The following is a 25,368-nucleotide window of genomic DNA, read 5'->3' on the forward strand; positions in this document are numbered from 1 at the left end:
GGCCTGTGTACAAGGTCGGGTTTTTTGTTCCTGACAGTCATGTCGAGGTGGTCAAGGAAGCCGTATTCGCTGCCGGTGGTGGGCGGATTGGCGACTATGACCACTGTGCCTGGCAGGTGCTCGGTCTGGGCCAGTTTCGACCTTTGGACGGCAGTCAGCCGTTTATGGGTGAAGCGGGGCAGGTCGAGCGGGTTGAGGAGTGGAAGGTCGAGCTTGTGGTGGCGGATGAGGTGATCGTTGCTGTTGTGGCGGCGTTGAAGCTCAGCCATCCGTATGAGACGCCGGCTTATGAGGTGTGGCGGCTGGAAGATTTCTGATCTTTCTGCTGCTGAAATGAAAAACCCGCTGGGAGTGATTCCAGCGGGTTTTTGCGGTTTTTGTTTCAACAATTACTGAATCGTAAGCTGCCACCGCAGTTTTTGAGGTTTTTTACTTGACGTGGCGGCATTACAAATTTTTCAAATTTATAATCCAGTATTTCACGCGTACTCAAGCTGTTGCTGTTCTCCGGGTGGGTGGTTCCTGTTAAACATTTAGTATTCATCTCACATGAAATTACTTGTTCTTCCAAGCCCGATTTAGGATAACTGAGAGGAATAGGTTTTACCGTCAATTCGCAGGAAGCCTTAGCGCTGCTGGCTTCCCATGCGACTTCGCAATCACCCGCTGAGACATATTCAGAACAGAGCGACAAGGCGAAAGGGAATGACGAAACCATAATGAATTTATTACGAGTTTGCATAAGATACCTGCTTTATAAACTATCATTTTAGTTGAACTGCTCTTGTGCAGGGTCTACCGATAGCTAAATGATCTCTACTGTAAGAACTAACAGTCCGCTAGAGTTTTTTTGAATATTGACTGAGTTTGTTATTCGAAGTTGGACTGCTCTCGAAATACACAATCGCCTGTAAATCGATGGCGGCCTTTATCTGGAAACACCGTGCTCAAAATGTTTGAGCGAGCCTACTGCCGGTAGGATCAGTGCCGTCTCCAAGGTCTATGAGGCTGTTTAAATCTGGGTCAAATCAACAAGAACCTTCCCACAAGGTTTTCAGGTTGTCCGTCGGACGCCTGCTCTCTAGGCTTTACCTGTCGCTGCCAATTCAGCGACCGGGCGTGAGATCCCCGGAATGCTTGCAACTAGCGCCAACACCACGATAATTGGCGCCAGCTCAATCTGCTGCCTGTTTTATGGCGGCTGTGTGCGGGCAGACTTCGGTCTGGCCGGTTGCCTGCTCCGGTGGATCTCACCCTGCACATAGCTGCCACCTCTTCGCCGCGTGAGATCCGGCGAACGATGGCATCCTTACTTGCTGCAGCAGGAGTTGAATTATGGACAAACTAATCCCCGATCCACCCCCCGAAACCACCACCCCACTCGCCGAAGCCCTCCACGCCGAAGACCTCGCCAAAAACCGCGAAGCGATCAAGCGCGCGCTGGACTTCTATCTCTGCCCCGAACCGAAAAAGCCGCGCCAACCGAGCACGATGTTCCTCGTCCACCCCAACGTCGACACCGAAAGCCTGCTCGCTCACGCGTGTGAATCACTGGCCTGCGCCAGCGCCATGGCCAGCAACTTCGCCAACGAACTGAGCGGTCTGCAACGCAGCACCGCACTTGCGATCCAGCAGATCACCATGCTCGCCGAACTCGCGGTAAACCGCGCCCTGGATCGGGTCGATCCACAAACCTGATCTCTCAGCTTCACCGCGTTATCGTTCTTCGCGAGCAAGCCCGCTCCCACAGGTGATTGCATTGCAAATGTGGGAGTCGGCTTGCCAGCGATGACGCCCTTCGCGCCGACCAGATTGTGGCAGGCAGCATTCAATTCAAACTGTGGGAGCGGGCTTGCTCGCGAAGAGGCCCGCCCAGACGCCGGAGATTCAAACCTTGGCACTGACCTCACTTCGACTGACGAGGGCCTCAATCGCCCCACTCAAACTCGCCGCCTTTTCCCCCACCAACAAATGCCAGACCCCACCTTCCAACGCGCTCACACCCTGACACCCCAGCGCTTTCAACTGCGCCTCGGACAACGCCTTGCCATCGGCCAGTTGCAAACGAATGCGCGTCAGGGCGATGCAGTCCAGTTGCAGCACATTCTGGTGACCGCCCAATGCCGCCAACCATTGTAGGGCTTCCGGTGCAGCGACCAATGCGGCTTTCGACTCCTCGACCACCACCCCAAGCGCAGCCACCAACGCGCGACCCAACGCCGGCATGGCGAGGCGAATTTCGTCGGCGATGCTGTCGGCCATCGGCCCCACAACAACCTGCAAACTGCCACCTTTGCCCGGACGTACCACCGCCATCGCACCCAGTGCTTTCAGATCAGCATCCGAAGCCTTGTTGCGATCGACCATCTCCAACCGTAACCGCGTGGTGCACGCGCCAACGGTGAGCAGATTCTGCGCACCGCCCAAGGCCTTGATGTAAGCACTGGCGCGTTCGTTTTCAGTGAGTACGGCTTTTTCACTGACAGCAACATCCTCACGCCCCGGCGTTTTCAGGTTGAAGCGACGAATACAGAAATCAAACACAACGTAATACACCACGGCATACGCCAGCCCGACCGGAATCACCAGCCAGCCGTTGGTCGAGCGACCCCAGCCGAGAACCATGTCGATAAAGCCGCCGGAGAAGGTGAAGCCCAGGTGAATGTTCAGCGCATTGGTGATCGCCATCGACAGCCCGGTCAGCAGCGCATGCAGCAGATACAGCAGCGGGGCGAGGAACATGAAGGCGAATTCGATGGGTTCGGTCACGCCGGTCAGAAACGAGGTCAGCGCCATCGACAGGAAGATCCCGCCCATGACCTTGCGCCGCTCCGGCAGGGCATTGCGGTACATCGCCAGGCACGCGGCGGGCAGGCCGAAGATCATCATTGGGAACATCCCGGTCATGAACTGGCCGCCCTTTGGATCGCCGGCGAAGTAGCGCGACAGGTCGCCGGTGACCAGGGCGCCGGTGGTCGGGTCGGTGAAGTTGCCGAACACGAACCACGCCATGTTGTTGAGGATATGGTGCAGGCCGGTGACAATCAGCAGGCGGTTGAACACGCCAAACACGAACGCGCCGAGGCTGCCGCTTTCCATCATCAGGCTGCCGAAACTGTTGATGCCGTGCTGGATCGGCGGCCAGATATAGCCGAACAGCACGCCCAGCGCGACCGCGGCAAACCCGGTGACGATCGGCACGAAACGCCGGCCGCCAAAGAATGCCAGGTACTCCGGCAGCTTGATGTCCTTGAAGCGGTTGTACAGCGCGCCGGCCATCAGGCCGCTGACGATCCCGGCGAGCATGCCCATGTTGATGCTCGCATCGAGCACCTTCAGCGTCGAGATCATCACCAGGTAACCGATTACCCCGGCCAGGCCGGCGGTACCGTTGTTGTCTTTGGCGAAACCGACGGCGATGCCGATGGCGAAGATCATCGCCAGGTTGGCGAAGATCACCTGACCGGCATCGTGGATGATCGCGATGTTCAGCAGGTCGGTGTCACCCAGACGCAGCAGCAGGCCGGCAATCGGCAGGATCGCGATCGGCAGCATCAGCGCGCGACCGAGGCGTTGCAGGCCTTCGATGAACAGTTGGTACATGGTGGTTCTCCCGGCTCTTTATAGAGAGCTTGTTGTTAGTGCAGAGGCCAGTGCTGGCGGCAGGCGTGACGCACGGCGGCGGCGCTGCTCAGCTTGAGCAGGTCACGGCTGAGGCGCTGGCATTCGGCCTCGTGCAACTGGCGCACGCGGTCCTTGATTTCACCGATCTGTACCGGGCTCACCGACAGTTCGGTCACGCCCAAGCCGATCAACACCGGCGTAGCCAACGGATCCGAGGCGAGAGCACCGCAGACGCCGACCCAGCGCTTGTGCACCGCCGCGCCTGCGCAGGTCATGGCGATCAGGCGCAGCAGCGCCGGGTGCAGGGCATCGACCCGCGCGGCGAGGCCGGCGTGGTCGCGGTCCATGGCCAGGGTGTATTGCGACAGGTCGTTGGTGCCGATCGACAGGAAGTCAGCGTGTTCGGCCAGTTGTTCGGCCTGCAGCGCGGCGGCGGGGACTTCGATCATCACGCCGATTTCCGGGCGCTGATTCACACCCAGTTCGAGGCACAACGCATCGATACGTTGGCGAATGTCCAGCAGCTCATCGACCTCAGTGACCATCGGCAACAGGATCCGGCAGCGGCGCAATGGCCTGACTTGCAGCAGCGCGCGCAATTGCTGATCGAGGATCTCCGGACGCGCCTGCGCCAACCGAATGCCGCGCAAACCGAGCACCGGGTTGGCCTCGGCGGGCAGCGGCAGGTAGTCGAGTTGCTTGTCGCCGCCGACGTCGATGGTGCGGATGATCACCGATTTGTCGCCCATGGCGTCGAGCACGGCTTGATAAGCGGCGCGCTGTTCTTCGACGTCCGGCGCGGTTTGCCGATCGACAAAGAGAAATTCGGTGCGCAACAGGCCGACACCGTCGGCGCCGTTGGCAAATGCGTCGGCCGCTTCATGGCTAGAGGCAACGTTGGCAACCACTTCGATGGTTACGCCGTTGCGCGTTTCGGCAGGCAGGTGGGCTTTGGCTTGCTGTGCGTCGCGACGTTGCTGGCGATCGATTTGTGCCTGCTGCACTTCAACCAAGCGCTCAGCGTTTGGCGTCAGTTCCAGACGACCGCCATCAGCATCCAGTACCACCGACTGCCCTTGCGGCTGATCAAGCAACGCTGAACCCAACGCTACCAGGCACGGCAACCCTTTGCCCCGCGCCAGAATCGCCACGTGCGACGTCGCGCCGCCCTCGGCCATGCACAACCCGGCGACCCCTTGCGTGCTGAGTTGCAGCAGATCCGACGGCGTCAGTTCATGCGCGGCGACGATGGCGCCAGGTGGCACATCGTAATGCCAGGCTTCGCCGAGCAGCGCGCGCAGCACCCGTTGCTTAAGGTCGCGCAGGTCGTTGGCGCGCTCGGCCAACAGCGCGCTGCCGGTGTGTTGCAGCACTTCGCACTGCACATCGATTGCCTGGCTCCAGGCGTGAGTCGCTGCGCTGCCTTGCTCGATGGCGTGTTGCGCGGCGTCGAGCAGTGCCGGGTCTTCGAGCAGCGCCAGATGCGCGGCGAAGATTGCTTCTTCGTCGCTGCTTTTATGCTTTTGCGCTTGGGTCAGGGTGGCGTGGATGTCGCTGCGTACCTGATTCAGCGCTGATTCAAGAAGCTGCTGTTGCGCCAGCGGATCATGATTACCCGTATCCGCCGGCAGGTTGATCGCGTTCAGGCGAAACAGCGGCCCGCCGACCAGTCCCGGCGCGGCGCACACTCCTTGCAATACACCTGCTTCGGCCGGGCGTTGGCGCGGTGCGGCGCTGACCGGTGCAGCGGCGTGATGGTCCTCGGGCAGCGCGGTGGTCAATGCGCTGAGCAAGGCTTGCAGCGCGGCTTCGGCGTCCGGCCCTTGGCAGCTGACACGTACTTCGTCCTGTTCGCCAATCGCCAGGCCCATCAGCCCGATCAGGCTGTTGCACGGCGCCGATTTGCCGGCGTAGTGCAGTTGCGACTGGCTGTTGAAGGCTTGCGCGGTCTGGCGAATCAGTGCCGCCGGGCGCGCATGCAGACCGCCGCGATGCGCCACCAACGCGTGCCCCTGCACCTCTGGCCCGCCAGCCTCTTCAACGTTCGCGGCCGCGCCGTTGCGGGCGATGATATGCAACAACGGCTCGCCGACTTTCACTGCTTTGAGCGTGATCGGGCGGACCTGGAAATCCTGGCTGTTGGTCAGGATCAGCAGGCTGACCAGGCTTTTGCATTGCTGGCCGACCTTGTCCAGATCGAAACGCAACAGTGGCTGGCCTTGACTGACCGGTGTGCCTTCCTTGACCAGCATCGAGAAGCCTTCGCCGTTCAGTTCAACGGTGTCGAGGCCCAGGTGCAGGAGGATTTCCGCGCCGTTGTCGGCGCGCACGGTCAGCGCATGGCCGGTACGGGCGACGTGGATGATTACGCCGGCGCAGGGCGAATACAGGGTGTCGTTCAGCGGGTCGATGGCAATGCCGTCACCCATCGCGCCGCTGGCGAACACCGCGTCCGGGACTTTGGCGAGCGTGAGCACCGGGCCGCTGAGCGGGGCGCTGAGGGTCAGCTCTTTATTGTTGTTGTTGTGCATGGCTCGGTCTCATCAGTAGTTCGGAATGTCGCGATTCCACGGTATTGCTTAATGGCTGCATCGCGATCTCACGGTTTCGCTGAGCCCTGTAGGAGCTGCCGAAGGCTCGGGCCGCGATCGGACGATCTGTTGATCTTGATCCATAAAAACCAGATCAAAAGATCGCAGCCTTCGGCAGCTCCTACAGGGGAAATCGTCGTCCGTCTTGGTTATCAGTGCGTACGTGTCACTTTGCTCAGGTGACGTGGTTGATCCGGGTCCATGCCTCGGGCTACGGCCAGGCCGGCGGCCATCACGTAGAAACTCTGGATCGCCAGAATCGGGTCGAGGGCCGGGTGTTCGGCGCGGCTCAGGGTCAGGTCGCGTTCGGGAATGTCGTCCGGCGCGGCGAGCAACACGCGGGCGCCGCGTTGACGCATTTCCGCTGCGAGGCTGATCAGGCCGGCCTGCTCGGCACCGCGTGGGGCAAACACCAGCAGCGGGTAGTGCTCGTCGATCAGCGCCATCGGGCCGTGACGGACTTCGGCGCTACTAAAGGCTTCAGCCTGAATCGCCGAGGTTTCCTTGAACTTCAGCGCAGCCTCTTGGGCGATGGCAAAACCGGCGCCACGACCAATCACCATCAACCGTTCGCAATCGCGCAGTGCGTCGATGGCGGCGCTCCAGTCCTGTTGCGCCGCTTCGCGCAGGCCTTCGGGTAGGGCGTCGTGCGCTTGCAGCAATTCGCGATCTTCTTTCCAGTGCGCGATCAGCCGGGCGCTGGCACTGAGGGTGGCGATAAAACTCTTGGTCGCGGCGACGCTGCTTTCGGTGCCGGCCAGTAGCGGCAGACTGAATTCACAGGCTGCTTCCAGCGGCGAATCGGCGGCGTTGACCATCGATACGCTGAGTGCGCCGCGCTTGCGCAGCAGACGCAGGCTGTTGACCAGATCCGGGCTCTGCCCCGATTGCGAAAAGGCGAACGCCACCTGACCGCTGACCTTCAACGGCGCCTGCTGCATGGTCACCACCGACATCGGCAACGACGCCACCGGCACGCCCAGTTGCTGCATGGTCAGATAAGCGAAGTAGCTCGCTGCATGGTCGGAGCTGCCGCGGGCAACGGTCATCGCCACTTGCGGAGGCTGACGGCGCAGGCGCCCGGCGATCTCGATCATTTGCGGGTCGAGTTGCTGCAGTTGCGCTTGCACGGCCTCGAACGAGGACAGCGCCTCTTCAAGCATTTTTGAAGTCAATGTCTTCTCCTTCGACCATGACGGCGGTCAGTGTGAGTGAGCGATCCAGCCGCACGCAGTCGGCCCAGGCACCGGTTTGCAGGCGCCCGCGTTCAGTGATGCCGAGGTAGTCGGCGGGAAATTGCGACAGACGCTGCGAGGCTTCGGCGATCGGCAACCCGATCTTCACCAGGTTGCGCAGGGCCTGATCCATGGTCAGGGTGCTGCCGGCCAGCGTGCCGTCGGGCAGGCGCACGCCGCCCAGGCATTTGGTCACGGTATGGCTGCCAAGCTTGTATTCACCGTCGGGCATGCCGGCGGCCGCGGTGGAATCGGTGACGCAGTACAGGCACGGGATCGAACGCAGGGCCACGCGAATCGCGCCGGGGTGCACGTGCAGCAAATCCGGGATCAACTCGGCGAATTTGGCGTGGGCGAGGGCAGCGCCGACGATTCCCGGCTCGCGGTGGTGCAGCGGGCTCATGGCGTTGTACAAATGGGTGAAGCTGGTCGCGCCGGCCGCAAGCGCCGCGACGCCTTCCTCGTAGCTGCCGAGGGTGTGGCCGATCTGCATGCGGATGCCGCGGCTGCTCAGCTCACGGATCAAACCGTCATGCCCGGCGATTTCCGGGGCGATGGTGATCACCCGGATCGGTGCCAGCGCCAGGTATTCCTCGACTTCGGCCATCAACGCGGTGTGGGCGAAATTCGGTTGCGCGCCGAGTTTGCCGGGATTGATGTACGGGCCTTCAAGGTGTACGCCGAGCACCCGGGCGGTACCTTTCGGACGCTGTTCGCAGAAGATTCCCACATCCCTGAGCACGCTGGAGATCTCGGCGCTCGGCGCGGTCATGGTGGTCGCCAGCAGCGAAGTAGTGCCGAAGCGCACGTGGGTTTTGCTGATGGTCTCGAACGCGCTGGCGCCTTCCATGATGTCCTTGCCGCCACCGCCGTGCACGTGCAGGTCGATGAAGCCTGGCAGCAGATACGGCAGGTCATTGTCGGCCGGATCGCAGGGCACGCCTTCGATCGACACGACTTTGCCGTGTTCGTGGATCAGCCGGCCGCGAACCCAGCCGCTGGCGGTGAGGATGTTGTCTTCGGACATTTCGGTTCTCGCTTGGGGCCGCGATTAACGGCGCAGCTCTGCAACAAAGTCGTAGTAATCGTTGCGGCAATAGGTGTCGGTGACTTCGATCGGCGTGTTGTCTTCCAGATAGCCGACCCGGGTCATCAGCAGCATGGCGGTGCCGGGAGCGATGCCGACCAGTGCGGCGAATTCGTCCGAGGCGTTGATCGCCTGAATGTGCTGCAGGGCGCGGACGACCGGTTTGCCGATGCCGTCGAGGTATTCGTAGAGCGAATCGCCGACCCGTTGCGGCTTGGGCATGATCGAGGCGGGCAGGGTGCTCATCTCGATGGCCATCACGGTGTCGTCGGCCTTGCGCAGGCGTTTCATGCGCGCGACCTTGTCGTTGGGCGACAGGCTCAGGCGGATCAGTTCTTCGTGGGTCGGCAGGGTGATTTCGCGCTCCAGCCATTGTGAGCTGGGGACGAAGCCCTTGAGGCGGAGCATTTCGCTGAAGCCCGACAGGCGTGACAGCGGTTGTTCCAGGCGTGGCGTGATGAAAGTGCCGGAGCCTTGCAGGCGACGGATCAGACCTTGATCGAGCAACACTTCCAGCGCCTTGCGTGCGGTGACCCGGGAGATACCCAGTTGCTCGCTGAGGTTGCGCTCGGATGGCATCGCCTGTTCGGCTTTCCACTGCCCGGCATGGATCGCCGATTCCAGATTGCGCGCCAGCTGCAGGTACAACGGCGTCGGCTGGGAGTCGTCCGGGCGTAGGGCGTGGAGGTCTTTCATGTAGGTCATTTCCGTCGCGAGTATAGGATTGTTGTTGCTCGCTTGTGCGGCGGAAATTAATACCACTTGAATACCATGTCAACGCGTCGAATTGGCCTGAAGTCCAGTGAAATAGAGGGTTTTATGGATGGTGGTTTCAAGTGGTATTAAGGGTGGGCGTTAAAAAGCAAAAGATCGCAGCCTGCGGCAGCTCCTGCAGGGGAAAGTGGTATCAACCCTGTAGGAGCTGTCGCAGGCTGCGATCTTTTGATTTATTTTTTTGCGGGTGACCAGCGGTCGCAGGTTACGGGCGAATCTCGATCATCGTGCCGTCCGGCACCAGGCCCCAGACTTCGCGCATGTCCATGTTGCGCATGGCGATGCAGCCGTCGGTCCAGTCCAGGGTGTGGAACAGGTCTTCCGGGGTGTCTTCCGAGTCCGGCGTACCGTGAATCATGATCATCCCGCCAGGCTCGACGCCTTCACGCCGGGCGCGTGCGGAATCGCTGATGTTCGGGTAGGAGATGTGCATCGCCAGGTTGAATTTTTCGCTGACCTTGCGCCAGTCGATCCAATAGAAACCTTCCGGCGTGCGTTTGTCGCCCTCTATCAGTTTCGGACCTTTCTTCGCGCCTTTGCCCAAGGAAATGCGATAGGTCTTCAACGGCTTACCATCGGCAATCAGCTGCAGTTGATGCGCCGATTTGAGCACGAGGACTTTTTCGATCATGGGGGTATTCGACGGCGTCACGGTGGTCACGAAGGACGCCTGGGAGACTGAGACGAACGACAGGCAAAACAGAGCAAACAACCAGCGCATTGAAACGATTCCCCAAAGATGACGCATTGTTAAGTGTAGGCGCTGCCGCAGGCTGCGATCTTTTGATCTTCTAACCGACAATGACCGGCTGCACCAACGGCGGAATCGATTCCGAACGAACCGGATAGGTCTCGACACGCCGATCAGCGAAGAAGCATTCTAAGGTACGCCCCACCGTGCGGAAAGCCAGCTTGTCCCATGGAATGTCGGCTTCGTCGAATAGTTGCACTTCGAGGCTCTCGGGGCCGGCGGCAAAGTCCAGATCGACCAGTTCGGCACGAAAGAACACATGCACCTGACTGATGTGCGGCACATCGATCAGCGTATAGATGCTCAGGTTGCGCACCCGGGCGCAGGCTTCCTCGGCGGTTTCGCGAATGGCGGCCTGCTCGATGGTCTCGCCGTTCTCCATGAAACCGGCCGGCAGCGTCCAGTAACCGAGGCGCGGTTCGATGGCGCGGCGGCAGAGCAACACTTGGCGGCCCCAGGTCGCGACGCAGCCGGCGACAATATTGGGGTTTTGATAGTGAATGGTCTGACAGCTGTCACAGACAAATCGCAGCCGCGAGTCGCCTTCGGGAATGCGCTGGGTCACCGGGTTGCCGCACTGGCTGCAAAATTTCATGCTGGGGTTCCTGAATGCTGCGCCTATCTTGGCGTGCAGCGGTGCCGGTCGGCAAGTTGTCGTTTCGCGACATGGCCTGGCGAGGGGCTTGGGCGGCTGCCATGATTGGTGCATGATGCCGGGTAAGGCACAGATCGAGAACACTCATGCTGGACGAGCTACTGCATAGGGTAAGCAACCACACACCGCGCACGCTGGAGACCGATAAGCGTTTCCCCGAGGCCGCTGTTCTGGTGCCGATCACCCGCAGTGACGAGCCGGAACTGGTATTGACCTTGCGCGCCAGCGGCCTCTCGACCCATGGCGGCGAAGTGGCTTTCCCCGGTGGTCGCCGCGATCCGGAAGACCCTGACCTGATTTTCACTGCGCTGCGCGAAGCCGAGGAAGAAATCGGCCTGCCCCCAGGACTGGTCGAGGTCATCGGCCCGTTGAGCCCGCTGATCTCGCTGCACGGGATCAAGGTCACGCCGTATGTCGGGGTGATCCCGGACTTCGTCGAATACCAGGCCAACGATGCCGAGATCGCCGCCGTGTTCAATGTGCCGCTGGAACTCTTCCGCAAAGACCCGCGTGAACACACGCACCGCATCGATTACCAGGGCCGCAGCTGGTATGTGCCAAGCTATCGGTTTGGCGAATACAAGATCTGGGGACTGACGGCAATCATGATCGTCGAGCTGATCAATCTGCTCTATGACGAACAGATCAGCCTGCACCACCCGCCGAAAAGCTATATCAATACCTGAAGCCATCGTGCGAATGGCCTGTGACCGTGAGCCTTGAGGAAAACACCATGAAATACCGCCTGGGCGACGCCCGCGTCGAGACCCACCCACAGAGCTGGGTCGCGCCTAACGCCGTGCTGGTGGGCAAGGTCAAACTGGAAGAGGGCGCCAACGTCTGGTTCAACGCCGTGCTGCGCGGCGACAACGAACTGATCCTGATCGGCAGGAACAGCAACGTGCAGGACGGCACGGTGATGCACACCGACATGGGTTATCCGCTGACCATCGGCACCGGCGTGACCATTGGCCATAACGCCATGCTGCATGGCTGCACCGTCGGCGATTACAGCCTGATCGGCATCAACGCGGTGATCCTCAATGGCGCAAAGATCGGCAAGAACTGCATCATCGGCGCCAATTCGCTGATCGGCGAAGGCAAGGAAATCCCTGACGGCTCGCTGGTCATGGGCTCGCCGGGCAAAGTCGTGCGCGAGCTGACCGAGGCGCAGAAGAAGATGCTCGAAGCCAGCGCCGCGCACTATGTGCATAACTCGCAACGCTATGCGCGTGATCTGGTAGAGCAGGAAGAATGAACACTCCAGAAAGACCGGTCGCCTCGCCGTGCGTGAATATCTGCGCACTGGATGACGACGATATCTGCACCGGCTGCCAGCGCACGGTCGAGGAGATCACCCGCTGGGGCCGGATGAACAACGACGAGCGCCGCGTGGTGCTGGGGTTGTGTCATGAGCGGGCGAAGGCGAGTGGGTTGGTGTGGATGATTCCCGGGAAATCAGGCGCCTGAGCCACCGCTTTCGCGAGCAAGCCCGCTCCCACAGGGGACAGAGTTCAATCTGTCAGAGCATGATCGGCTGTCAGGCCGCCATCGCTGGCAAACCCGCTCCCACATTTGAAATGCATTCCCTTGTGGGAGCGGGCTTGCTCGCGAAGGCGGCGGCACATTCACCACTTCTTATTGGCGCAAAAGCAACCCTCAAGTACCCTGTGCGCCAATCTCACAGGTCATCCCCCATGATTTTCCTCATCGCCTACATCAGCAGCGTCGTGCTGATCAACTTCGCCTTCTCCACTGCACCGCACCTGGACATCATCTGGTCGGCCTGGGGCGGGTTGGTGTTTGTATTGCGCGACATGGTGCAGACCCGTTTCGGTCACGGCGCCATCGTGGCGATGCTGGTGGCGCTGGTGTTGTCCTACGTGACGTCAGATCCGTCCATCGCTCTGGCCAGCGCCACGGCGTTCGCGGTCTCCGAGTGCATCGACTGGCTGGTATTCAGCATCACCAAACGGCCGTTGCGTGACCGCTTGTGGATCAGCTCGGCGCTGAGCATTCCCCTCGATACCTTCATCTTCTTCGGCATGATCGACCTGATGACGCCACCGGTAATCATCACCGCGCTGGCCTCTAAGTTCGCCGGCGTTACCGCCGTCTGGCTGATCATGGCCTGGCGCGAGCGCAAACAGGCCGTTGCCAGCTGAAGCCAAACCTTCGGGTTCATGTAAAATGCCGCGCTTTCTCCCCCATGGAAAGCGCGTCTGGCGTTGCTTTCCTCGATGATCCGCTTCTTTGAGGACCTGAGATGACCCGTATCGGAACTCCATTGTCGCCAACCGCGACCCGCGTATTGCTGTGTGGCTGTGGTGAGTTGGGCAAGGAAGTGGTAATCGAGCTGCAGCGCCTGGGCGTTGAAGTGATTGCCGTCGATCGTTACGCCAACGCGCCGGCGATGCAGGTTGCGCACCGCAGCCATGTGATCAACATGCTCGACGGCGCCGCCCTGCGTGCGGTGATCGAAGCCGAAAAGCCGCACTTCATCGTGCCGGAAATCGAAGCGATCGCCACCGCCACGCTGGTCGAGCTGGAAGCCGAAGGCTTCACCGTGATCCCGACCGCGCGTGCAGCGCAGTTGACCATGAACCGCGAAGGTATCCGTCGTCTGGCGGCTGAAGAGCTGGACCTGCCGACCTCGCCCTACCACTTTGCCGACACCTTCGAGGACTACAGCAAAGCCGTGCAGGACTTGGGTTTCCCGTGCGTGGTCAAGCCGGTCATGAGTTCGTCGGGCAAAGGCCAGAGCCTGCTGCGCAGCGCCGATGACGTGCAGAAAGCCTGGGATTACGCGCAAGAAGGCGGGCGGGCCGGCAAGGGCCGGGTGATCATCGAAGGGTTTATCGATTTCGACTACGAAATCACTCTGCTGACCGTACGCCACATCGGTGGCACCACGTTCTGCGCGCCGGTCGGTCACCGTCAGGAGAAGGGCGACTATCAGGAATCCTGGCAGCCGCAGGCGATGAGCCCGATTGCCCTGGCCGAGTCCGAGCGCGTGGCCAAAGCCGTGACCGAGGCCTTGGGTGGCCGCGGTCTGTTCGGCGTCGAGTTGTTCATCAAGGGTGATCAGGTGTGGTTCAGCGAGGTTTCGCCGCGCCCGCACGACACCGGTCTGGTGACCCTGATTTCCCAGGACCTGTCGCAGTTCGCGCTGCATGCGCGCGCGATTCTCGGCCTGCCGGTGCCGCTGATCCGTCAGTTTGGCCCATCGGCCTCTGCGGTGATTCTGGTGGAAGGGCAGTCGACCCAGACCGCCTTCGCCAACCTTGGCGCTGCGCTGAGCGAGCCGGATACCGCGCTGCGTCTGTTCGGCAAACCTGAAGTCAACGGTCAGCGCCGCATGGGCGTGGCGTTGGCGCGGGATGAGTCGATTGAAGCGGCTCGTGCGAAGGCGACCCGTGCTGCTCAGGCTGTCGTCGTAGAGCTGTAAACCGAGGCGCGACATTCGCGAGCAAGCCCGCTCCCACAGGATTTCGGCTGTACACAGAACGTGTGATCGACCAAAACCACTGTGGGAGCGGGCTTGCTCGCGAAGCTTTTGATCTTCTCTCAGGCAACCTGATTCAGATCGTTATTGCGCGTTTCCTTCAGGCACAGCACTGCAATCAGGCTGAGCACTGCCGCCGCCGACACATACCCACCGACATAACCCAAACCACCCATCGCCACCAGCTTCTGCGCGAAGAACGGTGCCGCCGACGCGCCGACGATGCCACCCAGGTTGTAAGCGGCAGATGCGCCGGTATAGCGCACATGCGTCGGGAACAATTCCGGCAGCAACGCGCCCATCGGGGCAAATGTCACACCCATCAAGAACAGCTCGATGCACAGGAACAGTGCCACGCCCCAGGTCGAACCCTGAGTCAGCAGCGGCTCCATCAGAAACCCTGAAAGAATCGCTAGCATGCCACCAATGATCAGTACCGGTTTGCGTCCGTAACGGTCGCTGGCCCAAGCCGACAATGGTGTCGCGGCGGCCATGAACAGCACGGCAAAGCACAGCAATCCAAGGAAGGTCTCACGGCTGTAGCCGAGCGTGGCCACGCCGTAGCTCAGAGAGAAAACGGTCGAGATGTAAAACAGCGCGTAGCACACCACCATCGCCGCAGCACCGAGCAGGGTCGGCGCCCAATACTGGCTGAACAGTTCGACCAGCGGCACTTTCACCCGCTCCTGACGGGCGATGGCGTTGGCGAACACCGGGGTTTCGTGAAGTTTTAGGCGCACGTACAGGCCGACCATCACCAGCACCGCGCTGAGCAGAAACGGAATCCGCCAGCCCCAGCTGCGGAACTGCTCATCGTTGAGGGTCATGGCCAGGGTCAGGAACAACCCGTTGGCCGCAAGGAAGCCGATCGACGGGCCAAGCTGCGGGAACATGCCGAACCACGCACGTTTGCCCTTGGGCGCGTTTTCCGTGGCCAGCAGCGCCGCGCCACCCCATTCGCCGCCCAGTCCCAGACCCTGACCGAAGCGCAGCACGCACAGCAGAATCGGCGCCCAGGCCCCGATGCTGTCATAGCCCGGCAGCACGCCAATCAGCGTGGTACACACGCCCATCAGCAACAGCGAGGCAACCAGCGTCGATTTGCGCCCGATACGGTCACCGAAGTGGCCGAACAGCGCCGAGCCCAGCGGTCGGGCGAGAAAAGCGATGCCGAAGGTGAGAAACGCCGACAGCATCTGCGCGGTGCCGGAGGTCTGCGGAAAGAACACCGGCCCGATCACCAGTGCGGCGGCGGTGGCGTACACATAGAAATCGTAGAACTCGATGGCGGTGCCGATAAAACTCGCGGTGGCCACGCGGGTGGCGGAGTTGGTCGGTTGGGCAGGCGCGGTGGCGCTGTAAGCGGTACTGGTCGTCATGCGGTGATCCCTGACAGTCATGAGCTCCGTTGGAGCGAATTATTATGGTCGAGCACCCAGGGATGTGGGATGAGGCGCGGTCGCTGTTTCGAGTAGGAACAGTCGCCGGGGTGATGCGGAAATAGCCGAAACCTGTCTTGTGCGGGGTAAGCACGAGGTTCGGCGGTGCTTGGGTAAGCACCTCGATTATAGGAAGGGGGCTAACGATCAAACAAGAGCAAAAGATCGCAGCCTTCGGCAGCTCCTACAGGGCAGTGTATTTCACATGTAGGAGCTGCCGAAGGCTGCGATCTTTTGATCTGCTTAACGAATCGCCGCGACGGCGGGCACCGAGCTCGTATGCCAGATCAAGACTTTGCTCACCCGGTTCTCCTCGGTCTCGAGAATTTCCAGTCGATAGCGCCCGATCTTCAGGCAAACCGCGCTTTCCGGAATGGTCTCCAGCGCTTCGGTCACCAGGCCGTTGAGGGTTCTCGGCCCGTCGCTGGGCAAATGCCAGCCCAGACATTTGTTCAGTTCGCGGATTGACGCGGTGCCGTCGATCACCATGCGCCCGTCGGCCTGCGGATGGATGTGCGGGTTGTCGAGGCTGTGCTCGCTTTCGAACTCGCCGACGATTTCTTCGAGTATGTCTTCCAGAGTAACGATGCCCAGCACCTCGCCGTATTCGTCGACCACCATGCCCAAACGGCGCTGCTGTTTGTGGAAGTTCAGCAGTTGCAGTTGCAGCGGGGTGCTTTCCGGGACGAAGTACGGTTCATAACTGGCGCCGAGCAAGGCTTCGCGGGTCAGCTCGCCGTCATTGAGCAAGTGGCGGATTTGCCGGGTGTTGAGTACCGCTTCGACCTGGTTGATGTCGCTGTGGAACACCGGCAGGCGCGTGCGCTTGTTGTGGCGCAATTGTTCGATGATCGCCTCGATCGAGTCGTCGAGGTTGATGCCATCGACATCACTGCGCGGGACCAGAATGTCGTTGACCGTGATGTTGTCCAGCGCGTGAATCCCTGAAACCGGATGGGTGCGAGACGGATGCTCGGAATCTTCGTGGCGATCAGCGGGCTCCTCATCGTCGCTCTGTTGCACCACCTGAACCTTGCGCGCGAAGGGGCGCGTCAGCAGACCACTGATGCTGCTCAGCAGCCAGGCCAGCGGATAAAGGATTTTCAGCGGTATCGCCAACAGGGTATTGCCGAAGGACAGCACCGCATCCGGATAGCGTTGGGCCACGGTGCGCGGGAAGTAATCGGCAAACACCAGCAATACCGCGGCGGCGCCGAGGCAGGCGGCCCACGGACCGTTTTCTTCGCAGAGGAAAATCGCCAGCAAAGTGGCGATGACCACCGCGAGGGCGCGGCACAGGGTGTTGCACAGGATCAGGCTGTCGAGCGGGAAGCTCAGCTTCGCCAGCGGTTTGTCGCTGGCGCGCGAGGCGGTGCGTTGCGCGAGCAAATGCTGCTGCGCGATTTCGACGGCGGTAAACAGCCCCGACCATAAAATCAGCAGGACAAATACCGCGAGCATCGGCCCCATGGGCAAACCGTCCATTTATGCCGCCCGTCAGATGTGCAGGATGTATTCACGAACCAGTTTGCTGCCGAAGTACGCCAACATCAGCAGGCAGAAACCGGCGAGGGTCCAGCGAATCGCCTTGTGACCGCGCCAGCCAAGGCGATTGCGGCCCCACAACAGCACGCTGAACACCACCCACGCCAGGCACGCCAGCAGGGTCTTGTGCACCAGATGCTGGGCGAACAGGTTCTCGACGAACAGCCAGCCGGAGATCAGCGACAGCGACAGCAGCGTCCAGCCGGCCCAGAGGAAACCGAACAACAGGCTTTCCATGGTCTGCAGCGGCGGGAAGTTCTTGATCAGCCCGGACGGGTGCTTGTGCTTGAGCTGGTGATCCTGCACCAGCAGCAGCAAGGCCTGGAACACTGCGATGGTGAACATGCCGTAGGCCAGGATCGACAGCAGGATGTGGGCGAGGATGCCCGGCTCTTCGTCGATGATCTGCACCGTGCCGGCGGGCGCGAACTGCGCCAGCAGCACCGTTGCCGCACCCAGCGGGAACAGCAGCACCAGCAGGTTTTCCACCGGGATCCGCGAGCAGGCCAGCAGCGTCAGGGCGATCACCGCTGCAGCAATCAGGCTGGCAGCGCTGAAGAAGTCCAGACCGAGGCCGATCGGCGTCAGCAGGTGAGTGAGCAGGCTGGCGCTGTGGGCGAGCACGGCGAGAATGCCGAGCGTAACCAGCAGGCGCTTGTTGGCCTTGGCGCCGGTGGCCAGGCGGGTGCCCTGATAAAGAGTCGCAGCGGCATAAAGGAGCGCGGCGGCGAGCGTAGTCAGCAAACTGGGTGACAAGGGGAGCATAAATCCTGTTAGGCAGGCCCGAAAGGCGCTGAGTTTGGCATAGAACCGCCATACCACGAAAGTGCGAGGTGTCCGCCCGACGCAGTCTTCGCTATAATCCGCGACCTGCCCACGCCGCAGGCTCGCCGAGCACATGTTGAATCCGGTCTGGGCCGCCATTATCCCGGTCTACACAGGGCCTGAAAGGATCGCGCAATGTTTGAAAACTTAACCGACCGTCTCTCGCAGACGCTGCGCCATGTCACCGGCAAGGCGAAGCTGACTGAAGACAATATCAAAGACACCCTGCGCGAAGTGCGCATGGCGTTGCTCGAAGCCGACGTCGCCCTGCCGGTGGTCAAGGACTTCGTCAATTCGGTCAAGGAGCGCGCTGTCGGCACCGAGGTGTCGCGCAGCCTGACGCCGGGCCAGGCGTTTGTGAAGATCGTCCAGGCCGAACTCGAAAGCCTGATGGGCGCGGCCAACGAAGACCTGAACCTGAGCGCCGTGCCGCCAGCGGTCATTCTGATGGCCGGTCTGCAGGGTGCGGGTAAAACCACCACCGCCGGCAAACTCGCGCGCTTCCTTAAAGAGCGCAAGAAGAAGTCGGTGATGGTCGTGTCGGCGGACATCTACCGTCCAGCCGCTATCAAACAGCTGGAAACCCTGGCCAACGACATCGGCGTGACGTTCTTCCCGTCCGATCTGAGCCAGAAGCCGGTCGACATCGCCAACGCGGCTATTAAAGAAGCAAAACTGAAGTTCATCGACGTGGTCATCGTCGACACCGCCGGTCGTCTGCACATCGACGAAGAGATGATGGGCGAGATCAAGGCGCTGCACGCCGCGATCAACCCGGTCGAAACCCTGTTCGTGGTCGATGCCATGACCGGCCAGGACGCCGCCAACACCGCCAAGGCCTTCGGTGATGCACTGCCGCTGACCGGCGTGATCCTGACCAAGGTCGACGGCGATGCCCGTGGTGGTGCCGCGCTGTCGGTGCGGGCAATCACCGGCAAGCCGATCAAGTTCATCGGTATGGGCGAGAAGAGCGAAGCGCTCGATCCGTTCCACCCGGAGCGTATTGCCTCGCGCATTCTCGGCATGGGCGACGTGCTCAGCCTGATCGAACAGGCCGAAGCCACGCTCGACAAGGACAAGGCCGACAAGCTGGCCAAGAAGCTGAAGAAGGGCAAGGGCTTCGACCTCGAAGACTTCCGCGATCAGCTGCAACAAATGAAGAACATGGGCGGCCTCGGCGGGCTCATGGACAAACTGCCGAGCATCGGCGGCGTCAACCTGTCGCAGATGGGCAATGCCCAGAACGCCGCAGAAAAGCAGTTCAAGCAGATGGAAGCCATCATCAACTCCATGACCCCGGCCGAGCGCCGCGACCCTGAGCTGATCAGCGGTTCGCGCAAGCGCCGGATCGCCATGGGTTCCGGTACCCAGGTGCAGGACATCGGCCGCTTGATCAAGCAGCACAAGCAGATGCAGAAGATGATGAAGAAATTTACCGCCAAAGGCGGTATGGCGAAAATGATGCGCGGCATGGGCGGAATGTTGCCCGGCGGCGGCATGCCAAAGATGTAAGGTGCGCCGTTTCGCCCTTTCCTCTCGCCAAAAACGAGCGAAACGGGTGAGACAGGACACCAGGACTTCGCCGGTCGTCGCACCGGCGCAGACCCCGCAAGGACGCGGGATCAACAGCAAACCCGCACTCGGCGGGAGCTGACTGGCCGTTGTTACCGACGGCTCACTATGCAAATCCGCACGGCATGCCATGGGCGCCGGAAAAAGTCATTTGCAAAAGTCCGGATATTCCTTAGAATATGCGGCCTTTCGGGCACCCATGCCCGCTGTGCATTTAGATTTGCAGCACCGACTACAGGAACGATGTTCACATGCTAACAATCCGTCTTGCCCTTGGCGGCTCCAAAAAGCGCCCGTTTTACCACCTGACCGTAACCGACTCGCGTAACCCGCGTGACGGCTCCCACAAAGAACAGGTTGGTTTCTTCAACCCTGTTGCCCGTGGTCAGGAAATCCGTCTGTCCGTGAACCAAGAGCGCGTAGCCTACTGGCTGAGCGTTGGTGCACAGCCTTCTGAGCGTGTTGCTCAGTTGCTGAAGGAATCTGCCAAGGCTGCAGCCTGAGCAGTATGAGCGCGACGCCAGAAAAAGCTGATGACCTGATCGTTGTCGGCAAGATTTTTTCGGTTCACGGCGTTCGCGGCGAGGTGAAGGTCTTTTCCTTTACCGATCCGATTGAAAACCTGTTGGACTACCGCAACTGGACGCTTCGGCGCGAAGGCGTGGTGAAACAGGTCGAGCTGGTCAGCGGCCGATCCACTCAAAAGGATCTGGTTGCCAAGCTCAAAGGCCTCGACGATCGCGATGAAGCCCGTCTTCTGAGCGGTTACGAGATTTGCATCTCGCGAAGCCTTTTGCCCAACCTGACAGGCGACGAGTACTACTGGTACCAGTTGCAGGGTCTGAGCGTCATCAACCAGGACGAGCAATTGTTCGGCAAGGTTGATCACCTGTTGGAGACCGGCGCGAACGATGTATTGGTGGTCAAGCCCTGCGCAGGCAGCCTGGATGATCGCGAGCGGTTGTTGCCCTATACGGAGCAATGCGTGCTGGCAATCGACCTGGAGGCAGGCGTGATGCGGGTGGAATGGGACGCGGACTTCTAAGCAATGGCCAGCCTGCGCGTAGACGTCATAACGTTGTTCCCCGAGATGTTCTCGGCCATCAGTGAGTACGGCATTACCAGTCGGGCGGTGAAACAGGGGCTGTTGCAGCTGACCTGTTGGAATCCGCGGGATTACACGACGGATCGGCATCACACGGTGGACGATCGCCCGTTTGGCGGTGGTCCGGGCATGGTGATGAAGATCAAGCCCCTGGAAGATGCACTGGTTCAGGCCAAGGCAGCAGCCGGGGAGGCGGCGAAGGTGATTTACCTGTCCCCCCAAGGCCGTCAACTGACTCAGTCGGCGGTACGCGAGCTGGCACAATCGGATGCATTGATCCTGATTGCCGGCCGCTATGAAGGCATTGACGAGCGCTTTATTGAGGCTCATGTCGATGAAGAGTGGTCGATTGGTGACTATGTATTGTCTGGCGGCGAGCTGCCGGCCATGGTCATGATCGATGCGGTTACACGACTGCTGCCTGGAGCTTTAGGGCATGCGGATTCCGCTGAGGAAGATTCCTTTACGGATGGTCTGCTGGATTGCCCGCACTACACCCGACCTGAGGTGTATGCGGATCAGCGTGTTCCCGACGTGTTGCTGAGTGGCAATCACGCGCATATCCGGCGTTGGCGTTTACAGCAGTCCCTTGGTCGGACCTGGGAACGACGCGCCGATCTTCTGGAAAGCCGCTCGCTTTCTGGAGAAGAGAAGAAGCTGCTCGAGGAATATATCCGCGAGCGGGACGATAGTTAACAACGTATCGATGGTAGATCAGTTGATTTACCTTAGGAGCACAGCATGACCAACAAAATCATCCTTGCACTCGAAGCAGAGCAGATGACCAAAGAAATCCCTACCTTTGCCCCGGGCGACACCATTGTCGTTCAGGTGAAAGTGAAGGAAGGCGATCGTTCCCGTCTGCAAGCGTTCGAAGGCGTTGTAATCGCCAAGCGTAACCGCGGCGTGAACAGTGCGTTCACCGTTCGTAAAATCTCCAACGGTGTTGGCGTAGAACGTACTTTCCAGACCTACTCCCCGCAGATCGACAGCATGGCTGTCAAACGTCGCGGTGACGTACGTAAAGCCAAGCTGTACTACCTGCGCGACCTGTCGGGTAAAGCAGCTCGCATCAAGGAAAAACTGGCTTAAGCCCAGCTTCCGATGCAGAAAAAAGCAGCCTACGGGCTGCTTTTTTGTTGCCCGCTATTTCCCCCTTTGTAGGAGCTGCCGAAGGCTGCGATCTTTTGATCTTGCTGTATCCGGTATGTGCACACACGAGCAGTAATAACCATGACCACCCGCACCCAGGAAATCGAACGCCGAACCGAACTCTCGGTAACCCGCGTAACCAAAGCCGTCTTCCCGCCGACCACCAACCACCACAACACTCTGTTCGGCGGCACTGCGCTGGCGTGGATGGATGAAGTGTCATTCATCACCGCCACACGCTTCTGCCGCCTGCCGCTGGTGACCGTGTCCACCGACCGCATCGACTTCAATCACGCGATTCCGGCCGGCTCCATCGTCGAGTTGGTGGGCCGGGTGATCAAGGTCGGCAATACCAGCCTCAAGGTCGAGGTTGAAGTGTTCGTCGAGAGCATGAGCTGTGACGGTCGCGAGAAGGCGATTCACGGTCAGTTCAGCTTTGTGGCGATTGATGCTGACAAGCGGCCGGTGCCGGTGTTGCCGGGGTTTGCGGCCTGATCCCAAACCGAGTCGCGGCCATCGCGGGCAAGCCCGCTCCCACAGGTTTTGTGTCGTTCACATCTGTTATGTACGACTCGGCCACTGTGGGAGCGGGCTTGCCCGCGATTGGATTCAAGAGGCGCCGCCGCTCTCAGGCTGAATCAATGCCAACAGCGTCCACCCGGCTCCCGGCTTCAGCGCAGTCTCCGGCGTCACCACATGCACCCAGCCACTGTCGTCACGCATGAACAGCAACGTCGCACGATTACCATGCAGCGCGCGGTAATCCTCCCAGCCGAATCCGTCGGTCAGCGTCGTGCTGTACAGCTCGGCGCCCTGGCCCATCTGGCTCGCCAGTTTGGCGTAGGTCAACGCCTCGCTGCCCAACTGATTGCCACGGTGTTCGAGGCTCGCCCGATGCTTGTCGCTGCGCCGGCTTTCATGGCCGCTGGCCAGACCAAACAATCGTTGATGGCCAAAGTCGTGGCGAAAGCGCATCGCTGCCAGCGTGTTGAGTTCGCCTGACGGCGACAGCGCCAGCAGATGCCCCTGGCCGACCAGGTCCAGATGCGCATCGGCGTGCTGCGAGGCCGGATTGCCGAAATACGTCGGCAATCCTTCCATGCGCGCGGCGCGGATATTCTCCCAGCTTGAATCGGTGAGCAGCACCCGGCTGCCCAGTTGCTGCAGCGCCTTGCCCAGCTCCCGGGCCGGACCATTGGCGCCGACGATCAGGAAGCCACTCGGCGCCGGCTCCGCCACATTGAGCAAACGCGCCAGCGGTCGCGCGGTGGCGCTCTGCAGGACCACCGTGCCGATGATCACCGCGAACGTCAGCGGCACCAGCAGCAGGGCGCCCTCGTGCCCGGCCTGATCGAGGCGAATCGCGAAAATCGCCGACACCGCGGCCGCGACGATCCCGCGCGGGGCGATCCAGCACAGCAGCGCCCGTTCTCGCCAGCTCAGGCTGGAGCCGGCGGTACTCAGCAACACGTTCAGCGGGCGGGCGATCAGTTGAATCACCAGCAACAGTATCAGCACCAGCGGACCCAGACCGATCAGCGCGTGCAGATCCAGACGCGCCGCCAACAGAATGAACAGTCCGGAAATCAGCAGCACGCTGAGGTTTTCCTTGAAGTGCAGAATGTGCCGCACATCCACGCCCTTCATGTTCGCCAGCCACATACCCATCAGCGTCACCGCCAGTAGACCGGACTCGTGCATCACCTGATTGGACGCAATGAAAATCCCCAGCACGGCTGCCAGCGAAGCGAGATTGTGCAGGTATTCCGGCAGCCACTGGCGGCGGATGATGGTGCCGAGCACCCAACCACCAACGATGCCGAACAGGCTGCCGCAAAGGATCACTCCACCGAAGGTCAGCAGACTCTGCTTGAGCCCCTGACCCTCGCCGCTGGCGATGATGAAGCTGTAGACCACCACCGCGAGCAGGGCGCCGATCGGGTCGATGACAATCCCTTCCCAACGCAAAATGTTGGCAATCGAGGCCTTCGGGCGCACCACCCGCAACATCGGCACGATCACGGTCGGACCGGTCACCAGCGTCAGGCTGCCGAAGAGAATGGCGAGCAGCCAGTCGAAGCCGAGCAAGAAGTGCGTGGCGACGGCAATCACGCCCCAGGTGACGAGGGCGCCGATCGTCACCAGTCGATGCACGACACTGCCGATCTCGCGCCATTCGGACAGATGCAGGGTCAGGCTACCCTCGAACAGGATCAACGCCACCGCCAGCGACACCAGCGGCATCAGCAGCGGGCCGAACATTTCCTGCGGATCGAGCCAGCCCAGAACCGGCCCGGCGACAATCCCGGTCAGCAACAGAAACAGAATCGCCGGCAGTTTCAAACGCCACGCCAGCCACTGGCAACCCAGCGCAGCGACGCCAATCCCGCCAAATGCCAAAAGAATTTGCTGCTCGTTCATTGATGCTCCCTGTTCCTTGAAATGGCGGGCTATGAAAGACTAGTGCGCATTCCTGCTGTTCACTCTACCTTTGCCCGCGGCCTTTGAGGCTGCATGTTTCGAGCGCCCATGCCTGCCATCGACCATCCGCTGATTGATCAATTCCTCGACGCCCTGTGGCTGGAAAAAGGCCTGTCCGACAATACCCGTGGCGCCTACCGCAGTGACCTCGCGCTGTTCAACGGCTGGCTGCAGGAGAAGGATCTCGAGCTGATCAATGCCGGTCGCGAGCTGATCCTCGATCATCTGGCCTGGCGTCTGGAACAGAACTACAAGCCGCGTTCCACCGCGCGATTTCTCTCCGGGGTGCGTGGCTTTTATCGCTATCTGCTGCGGGAAAAGCTTATCAGCGTCGATCCGACCCTACGCGTCGACATGCCGCAACTCGGTCGGCCATTACCCAAATCCCTGTCGGAAGCTGACGTCGAGGCGCTGCTCAAGGCGCCGGACCTGAGCGAAGCCATCGGCCAGCGTGATCGCGCCATGCTGGAAGTCCTGTATGCCTGCGGCTTGCGGGTGACTGAACTGGTGAGCCTGACCCTGGAGCAAGTCAATCTGCGCCAGGGCGTGCTGCGGGTGATGGGCAAAGGCAGCAAGGAGCGCCTGGTGCCGATGGGCGAGGAAGCGATTGTCTGGGTCGAGCGCTATATGCGCGATGGTCGCAGCGAACTGCTCGGCGGGCGCCCCAGCGATGTGCTGTTTCCCAGCCAGCGCGGCGAGCAGATGACCCGCCAGACGTTCTGGCACCGCATCAAGCATTGGGCCAGGGTCGCCGGGATCGGCAAGACGCTGTCGCCGCACACACTGCGTCATGCGTTCGCCACGCACTTGCTCAACCACGGCGCCGATCTGCGGGTGGTGCAGATGCTGCTCGGGCACAGTGACCTGTCGACCACGCAGATTTACACCCACGTCGCCCGCGCCCGCCTGCAAGACCTGCACGCCAAACACCACCCGCGAGGCTGAATACAATCCCTGTAGGAGCTGCCGAAGGCTGCGATCTTTTGATCTTGCTCTTAAAAACAAAATCAAAAGATCGCAGCCTTCG

26 protein-coding genes are annotated in these 25,368 nt (G+C 60.8%); 14 read left to right on the forward strand and 12 right to left on the reverse strand.

From position 1 onward, the window contains the following. The first annotated feature begins 5 nt into the window (after positions 1–5). The gene (locus tag ACXR0M_RS04725; protein ID WP_458830377.1) at positions 6–317 is read left to right on the forward strand and encodes an NGG1p interacting factor NIF3; all 312 of its coding nucleotides are present in this window, start codon (positions 6–8) and stop codon (positions 315–317) included. A 65-nt stretch (positions 318–382) separates the two neighbouring features. On the opposite strand, the gene ACXR0M_RS04730 is transcribed toward ACXR0M_RS04725, so the two are convergent. Further along, positions 383–742, reverse strand: a complete 360-nt coding sequence (locus ACXR0M_RS04730; RefSeq protein ID WP_458830379.1) for a hypothetical protein — start codon at positions 740–742, stop codon at positions 383–385. Between the two features lie 593 nt (positions 743–1,335). On the opposite strand from ACXR0M_RS04730, the gene ACXR0M_RS04735 reads away from it, so the two are divergent. Next, positions 1,336–1,698 (forward strand): DUF6124 family protein, encoded by a 363-nt coding sequence (locus ACXR0M_RS04735; RefSeq protein WP_458830381.1) that lies wholly within the window; start codon positions 1,336–1,338, stop codon positions 1,696–1,698. A 189-nt stretch (positions 1,699–1,887) separates the two neighbouring features. On the opposite strand, the gene nagE is transcribed toward ACXR0M_RS04735, so the two are convergent. The 7 genes from nagE to ACXR0M_RS04770 form a co-directional block, all read right to left on the reverse strand. Beyond that, positions 1,888–3,603, reverse strand: coding sequence for an N-acetylglucosamine-specific PTS transporter subunit IIBC (gene nagE, locus ACXR0M_RS04740; protein ID WP_458830383.1), 1,716 nt, complete (start codon positions 3,601–3,603; stop codon positions 1,888–1,890). A gap of 35 nt (positions 3,604–3,638) precedes the next feature. Next, a complete protein-coding gene (ptsP, locus tag ACXR0M_RS04745; protein ID WP_458830385.1) occupies positions 3,639–6,155 on the reverse strand; it encodes a phosphoenolpyruvate--protein phosphotransferase in 2,517 nt (838 codons plus the stop codon). 212 nt (positions 6,156–6,367) lie between these two features. Beyond that, positions 6,368–7,390 carry an SIS domain-containing protein gene (locus tag ACXR0M_RS04750; RefSeq protein WP_458830387.1) on the reverse strand — a complete coding sequence of 341 codons (1,023 nt, stop codon included), beginning with the start codon at positions 7,388–7,390 and terminating at the stop codon, positions 6,368–6,370. Next, positions 7,371–8,477, reverse strand: coding sequence for an N-acetylglucosamine-6-phosphate deacetylase (gene nagA, locus ACXR0M_RS04755; RefSeq protein WP_458830389.1), 1,107 nt, complete (start codon positions 8,475–8,477; stop codon positions 7,371–7,373). Before nagA ends, ACXR0M_RS04750 begins: the two co-directional genes overlap by 20 nt. A 24-nt stretch (positions 8,478–8,501) precedes the next feature. After that, positions 8,502–9,233: a GntR family transcriptional regulator gene (locus ACXR0M_RS04760; RefSeq protein ID WP_458830391.1), complete on the reverse strand. Its 732-nt coding sequence runs from the start codon at positions 9,231–9,233 to the stop codon at positions 8,502–8,504. 283 nt (positions 9,234–9,516) lie between these two features. Then, a complete protein-coding gene (locus ACXR0M_RS04765) occupies positions 9,517–10,032 on the reverse strand; it encodes a L,D-transpeptidase family protein (protein ID WP_458830393.1) in 516 nt (171 codons plus the stop codon). 70 nt (positions 10,033–10,102) lie between these two features. Beyond that, the gene (locus ACXR0M_RS04770) at positions 10,103–10,657 is read right to left on the reverse strand and encodes an NUDIX hydrolase (RefSeq protein WP_458830395.1); all 555 of its coding nucleotides are present in this window, start codon (positions 10,655–10,657) and stop codon (positions 10,103–10,105) included. Positions 10,658–10,803: 146 nt separating this feature from the next. Between ACXR0M_RS04770 and ACXR0M_RS04775 the strand changes: the two genes are divergently transcribed. The 5 genes from ACXR0M_RS04775 (at position 10,804) to purT (ending at position 14,165) form a co-directional block, all read left to right on the forward strand. After that, positions 10,804–11,403, forward strand: a complete 600-nt coding sequence (locus ACXR0M_RS04775; RefSeq protein WP_458830397.1) for a CoA pyrophosphatase — start codon at positions 10,804–10,806, stop codon at positions 11,401–11,403. A 47-nt stretch (positions 11,404–11,450) separates the two neighbouring features. After that, on the forward strand, positions 11,451–11,975 hold the full coding sequence (locus tag ACXR0M_RS04780) for a gamma carbonic anhydrase family protein (RefSeq protein WP_458830398.1): 525 nt from the start codon (positions 11,451–11,453) through the stop codon (positions 11,973–11,975). Continuing rightward, complete coding sequence (locus ACXR0M_RS04785; protein WP_458830400.1) at positions 11,972–12,187, forward strand: DUF1289 domain-containing protein; 216 nt, start codon at positions 11,972–11,974, stop codon at positions 12,185–12,187. The genes ACXR0M_RS04780 and ACXR0M_RS04785 overlap by 4 nt, the downstream gene beginning before the upstream one ends. Positions 12,188–12,414: 227 nt before the next feature. Beyond that, positions 12,415–12,882, forward strand: a complete 468-nt coding sequence (locus ACXR0M_RS04790; RefSeq protein ID WP_458830402.1) for a preQ0 transporter — start codon at positions 12,415–12,417, stop codon at positions 12,880–12,882. Between the two features lie 101 nt (positions 12,883–12,983). Next, a complete protein-coding gene (gene purT, locus ACXR0M_RS04795) occupies positions 12,984–14,165 on the forward strand; it encodes a formate-dependent phosphoribosylglycinamide formyltransferase (protein ID WP_003221968.1) in 1,182 nt (393 codons plus the stop codon). 119 nt (positions 14,166–14,284) lie between these two features. Here purT and ACXR0M_RS04800 read toward each other — a convergent pair whose 3' ends face one another. The 3 genes from ACXR0M_RS04800 to ACXR0M_RS04810 all read right to left on the reverse strand — a co-directional run bounded on the left by ACXR0M_RS04800 (position 14,285) and on the right by ACXR0M_RS04810 (position 17,971). Beyond that, on the reverse strand, positions 14,285–15,601 hold the full coding sequence (locus ACXR0M_RS04800; RefSeq protein WP_458830404.1) for an MFS transporter: 1,317 nt from the start codon (positions 15,599–15,601) through the stop codon (positions 14,285–14,287). A 303-nt stretch (positions 15,602–15,904) separates the two neighbouring features. Then, positions 15,905–17,146: a transporter associated domain-containing protein gene (locus tag ACXR0M_RS04805; RefSeq protein ID WP_458830406.1), complete on the reverse strand. Its 1,242-nt coding sequence runs from the start codon at positions 17,144–17,146 to the stop codon at positions 15,905–15,907. 12 nt (positions 17,147–17,158) lie between these two features. Next, positions 17,159–17,971: a cytochrome C assembly family protein gene (locus ACXR0M_RS04810; protein ID WP_458830407.1), complete on the reverse strand. Its 813-nt coding sequence runs from the start codon at positions 17,969–17,971 to the stop codon at positions 17,159–17,161. A 195-nt stretch (positions 17,972–18,166) separates the two neighbouring features. Between ACXR0M_RS04810 and ffh the strand changes: the two genes are divergently transcribed. The 6 genes from ffh (at position 18,167) to ACXR0M_RS04840 (ending at position 22,355) form a co-directional block, all read left to right on the forward strand. After that, the gene (ffh, locus tag ACXR0M_RS04815; RefSeq protein ID WP_007967791.1) at positions 18,167–19,543 is read left to right on the forward strand and encodes a signal recognition particle protein; all 1,377 of its coding nucleotides are present in this window, start codon (positions 18,167–18,169) and stop codon (positions 19,541–19,543) included. A 311-nt stretch (positions 19,544–19,854) separates the two neighbouring features. Then, positions 19,855–20,106, forward strand: coding sequence for a 30S ribosomal protein S16 (rpsP, locus tag ACXR0M_RS04820; RefSeq protein WP_003185073.1), 252 nt, complete (start codon positions 19,855–19,857; stop codon positions 20,104–20,106). A gap of 5 nt (positions 20,107–20,111) precedes the next feature. Next, positions 20,112–20,648 carry a ribosome maturation factor RimM gene (gene rimM, locus ACXR0M_RS04825; RefSeq protein WP_047601381.1) on the forward strand — a complete coding sequence of 179 codons (537 nt, stop codon included), beginning with the start codon at positions 20,112–20,114 and terminating at the stop codon, positions 20,646–20,648. 3 nt (positions 20,649–20,651) lie between these two features. Further along, positions 20,652–21,404 carry a tRNA (guanosine(37)-N1)-methyltransferase TrmD gene (gene trmD, locus ACXR0M_RS04830; RefSeq protein ID WP_458830411.1) on the forward strand — a complete coding sequence of 251 codons (753 nt, stop codon included), beginning with the start codon at positions 20,652–20,654 and terminating at the stop codon, positions 21,402–21,404. A 45-nt stretch (positions 21,405–21,449) separates the two neighbouring features. Further along, positions 21,450–21,800: a 50S ribosomal protein L19 gene (gene rplS / locus ACXR0M_RS04835; RefSeq protein WP_003175895.1), complete on the forward strand. Its 351-nt coding sequence runs from the start codon at positions 21,450–21,452 to the stop codon at positions 21,798–21,800. A 141-nt stretch (positions 21,801–21,941) separates the two neighbouring features. Beyond that, on the forward strand, positions 21,942–22,355 hold the full coding sequence (locus ACXR0M_RS04840) for an acyl-CoA thioesterase (protein WP_458830416.1): 414 nt from the start codon (positions 21,942–21,944) through the stop codon (positions 22,353–22,355). Between the two features lie 114 nt (positions 22,356–22,469). Here ACXR0M_RS04840 and ACXR0M_RS04845 read toward each other — a convergent pair whose 3' ends face one another. Continuing rightward, positions 22,470–24,281: a cation:proton antiporter gene (locus ACXR0M_RS04845; protein WP_458830418.1), complete on the reverse strand. Its 1,812-nt coding sequence runs from the start codon at positions 24,279–24,281 to the stop codon at positions 22,470–22,472. 108 nt (positions 24,282–24,389) lie between these two features. On the opposite strand from ACXR0M_RS04845, the gene xerD reads away from it, so the two are divergent. Further along, a complete protein-coding gene (gene xerD / locus ACXR0M_RS04850; protein ID WP_458830420.1) occupies positions 24,390–25,286 on the forward strand; it encodes a site-specific tyrosine recombinase XerD in 897 nt (298 codons plus the stop codon). Positions 25,287–25,368 lie beyond the last annotated feature (82 nt).

Source organism: Pseudomonas sp. Eth.TT006, from assembly GCF_054456575.1.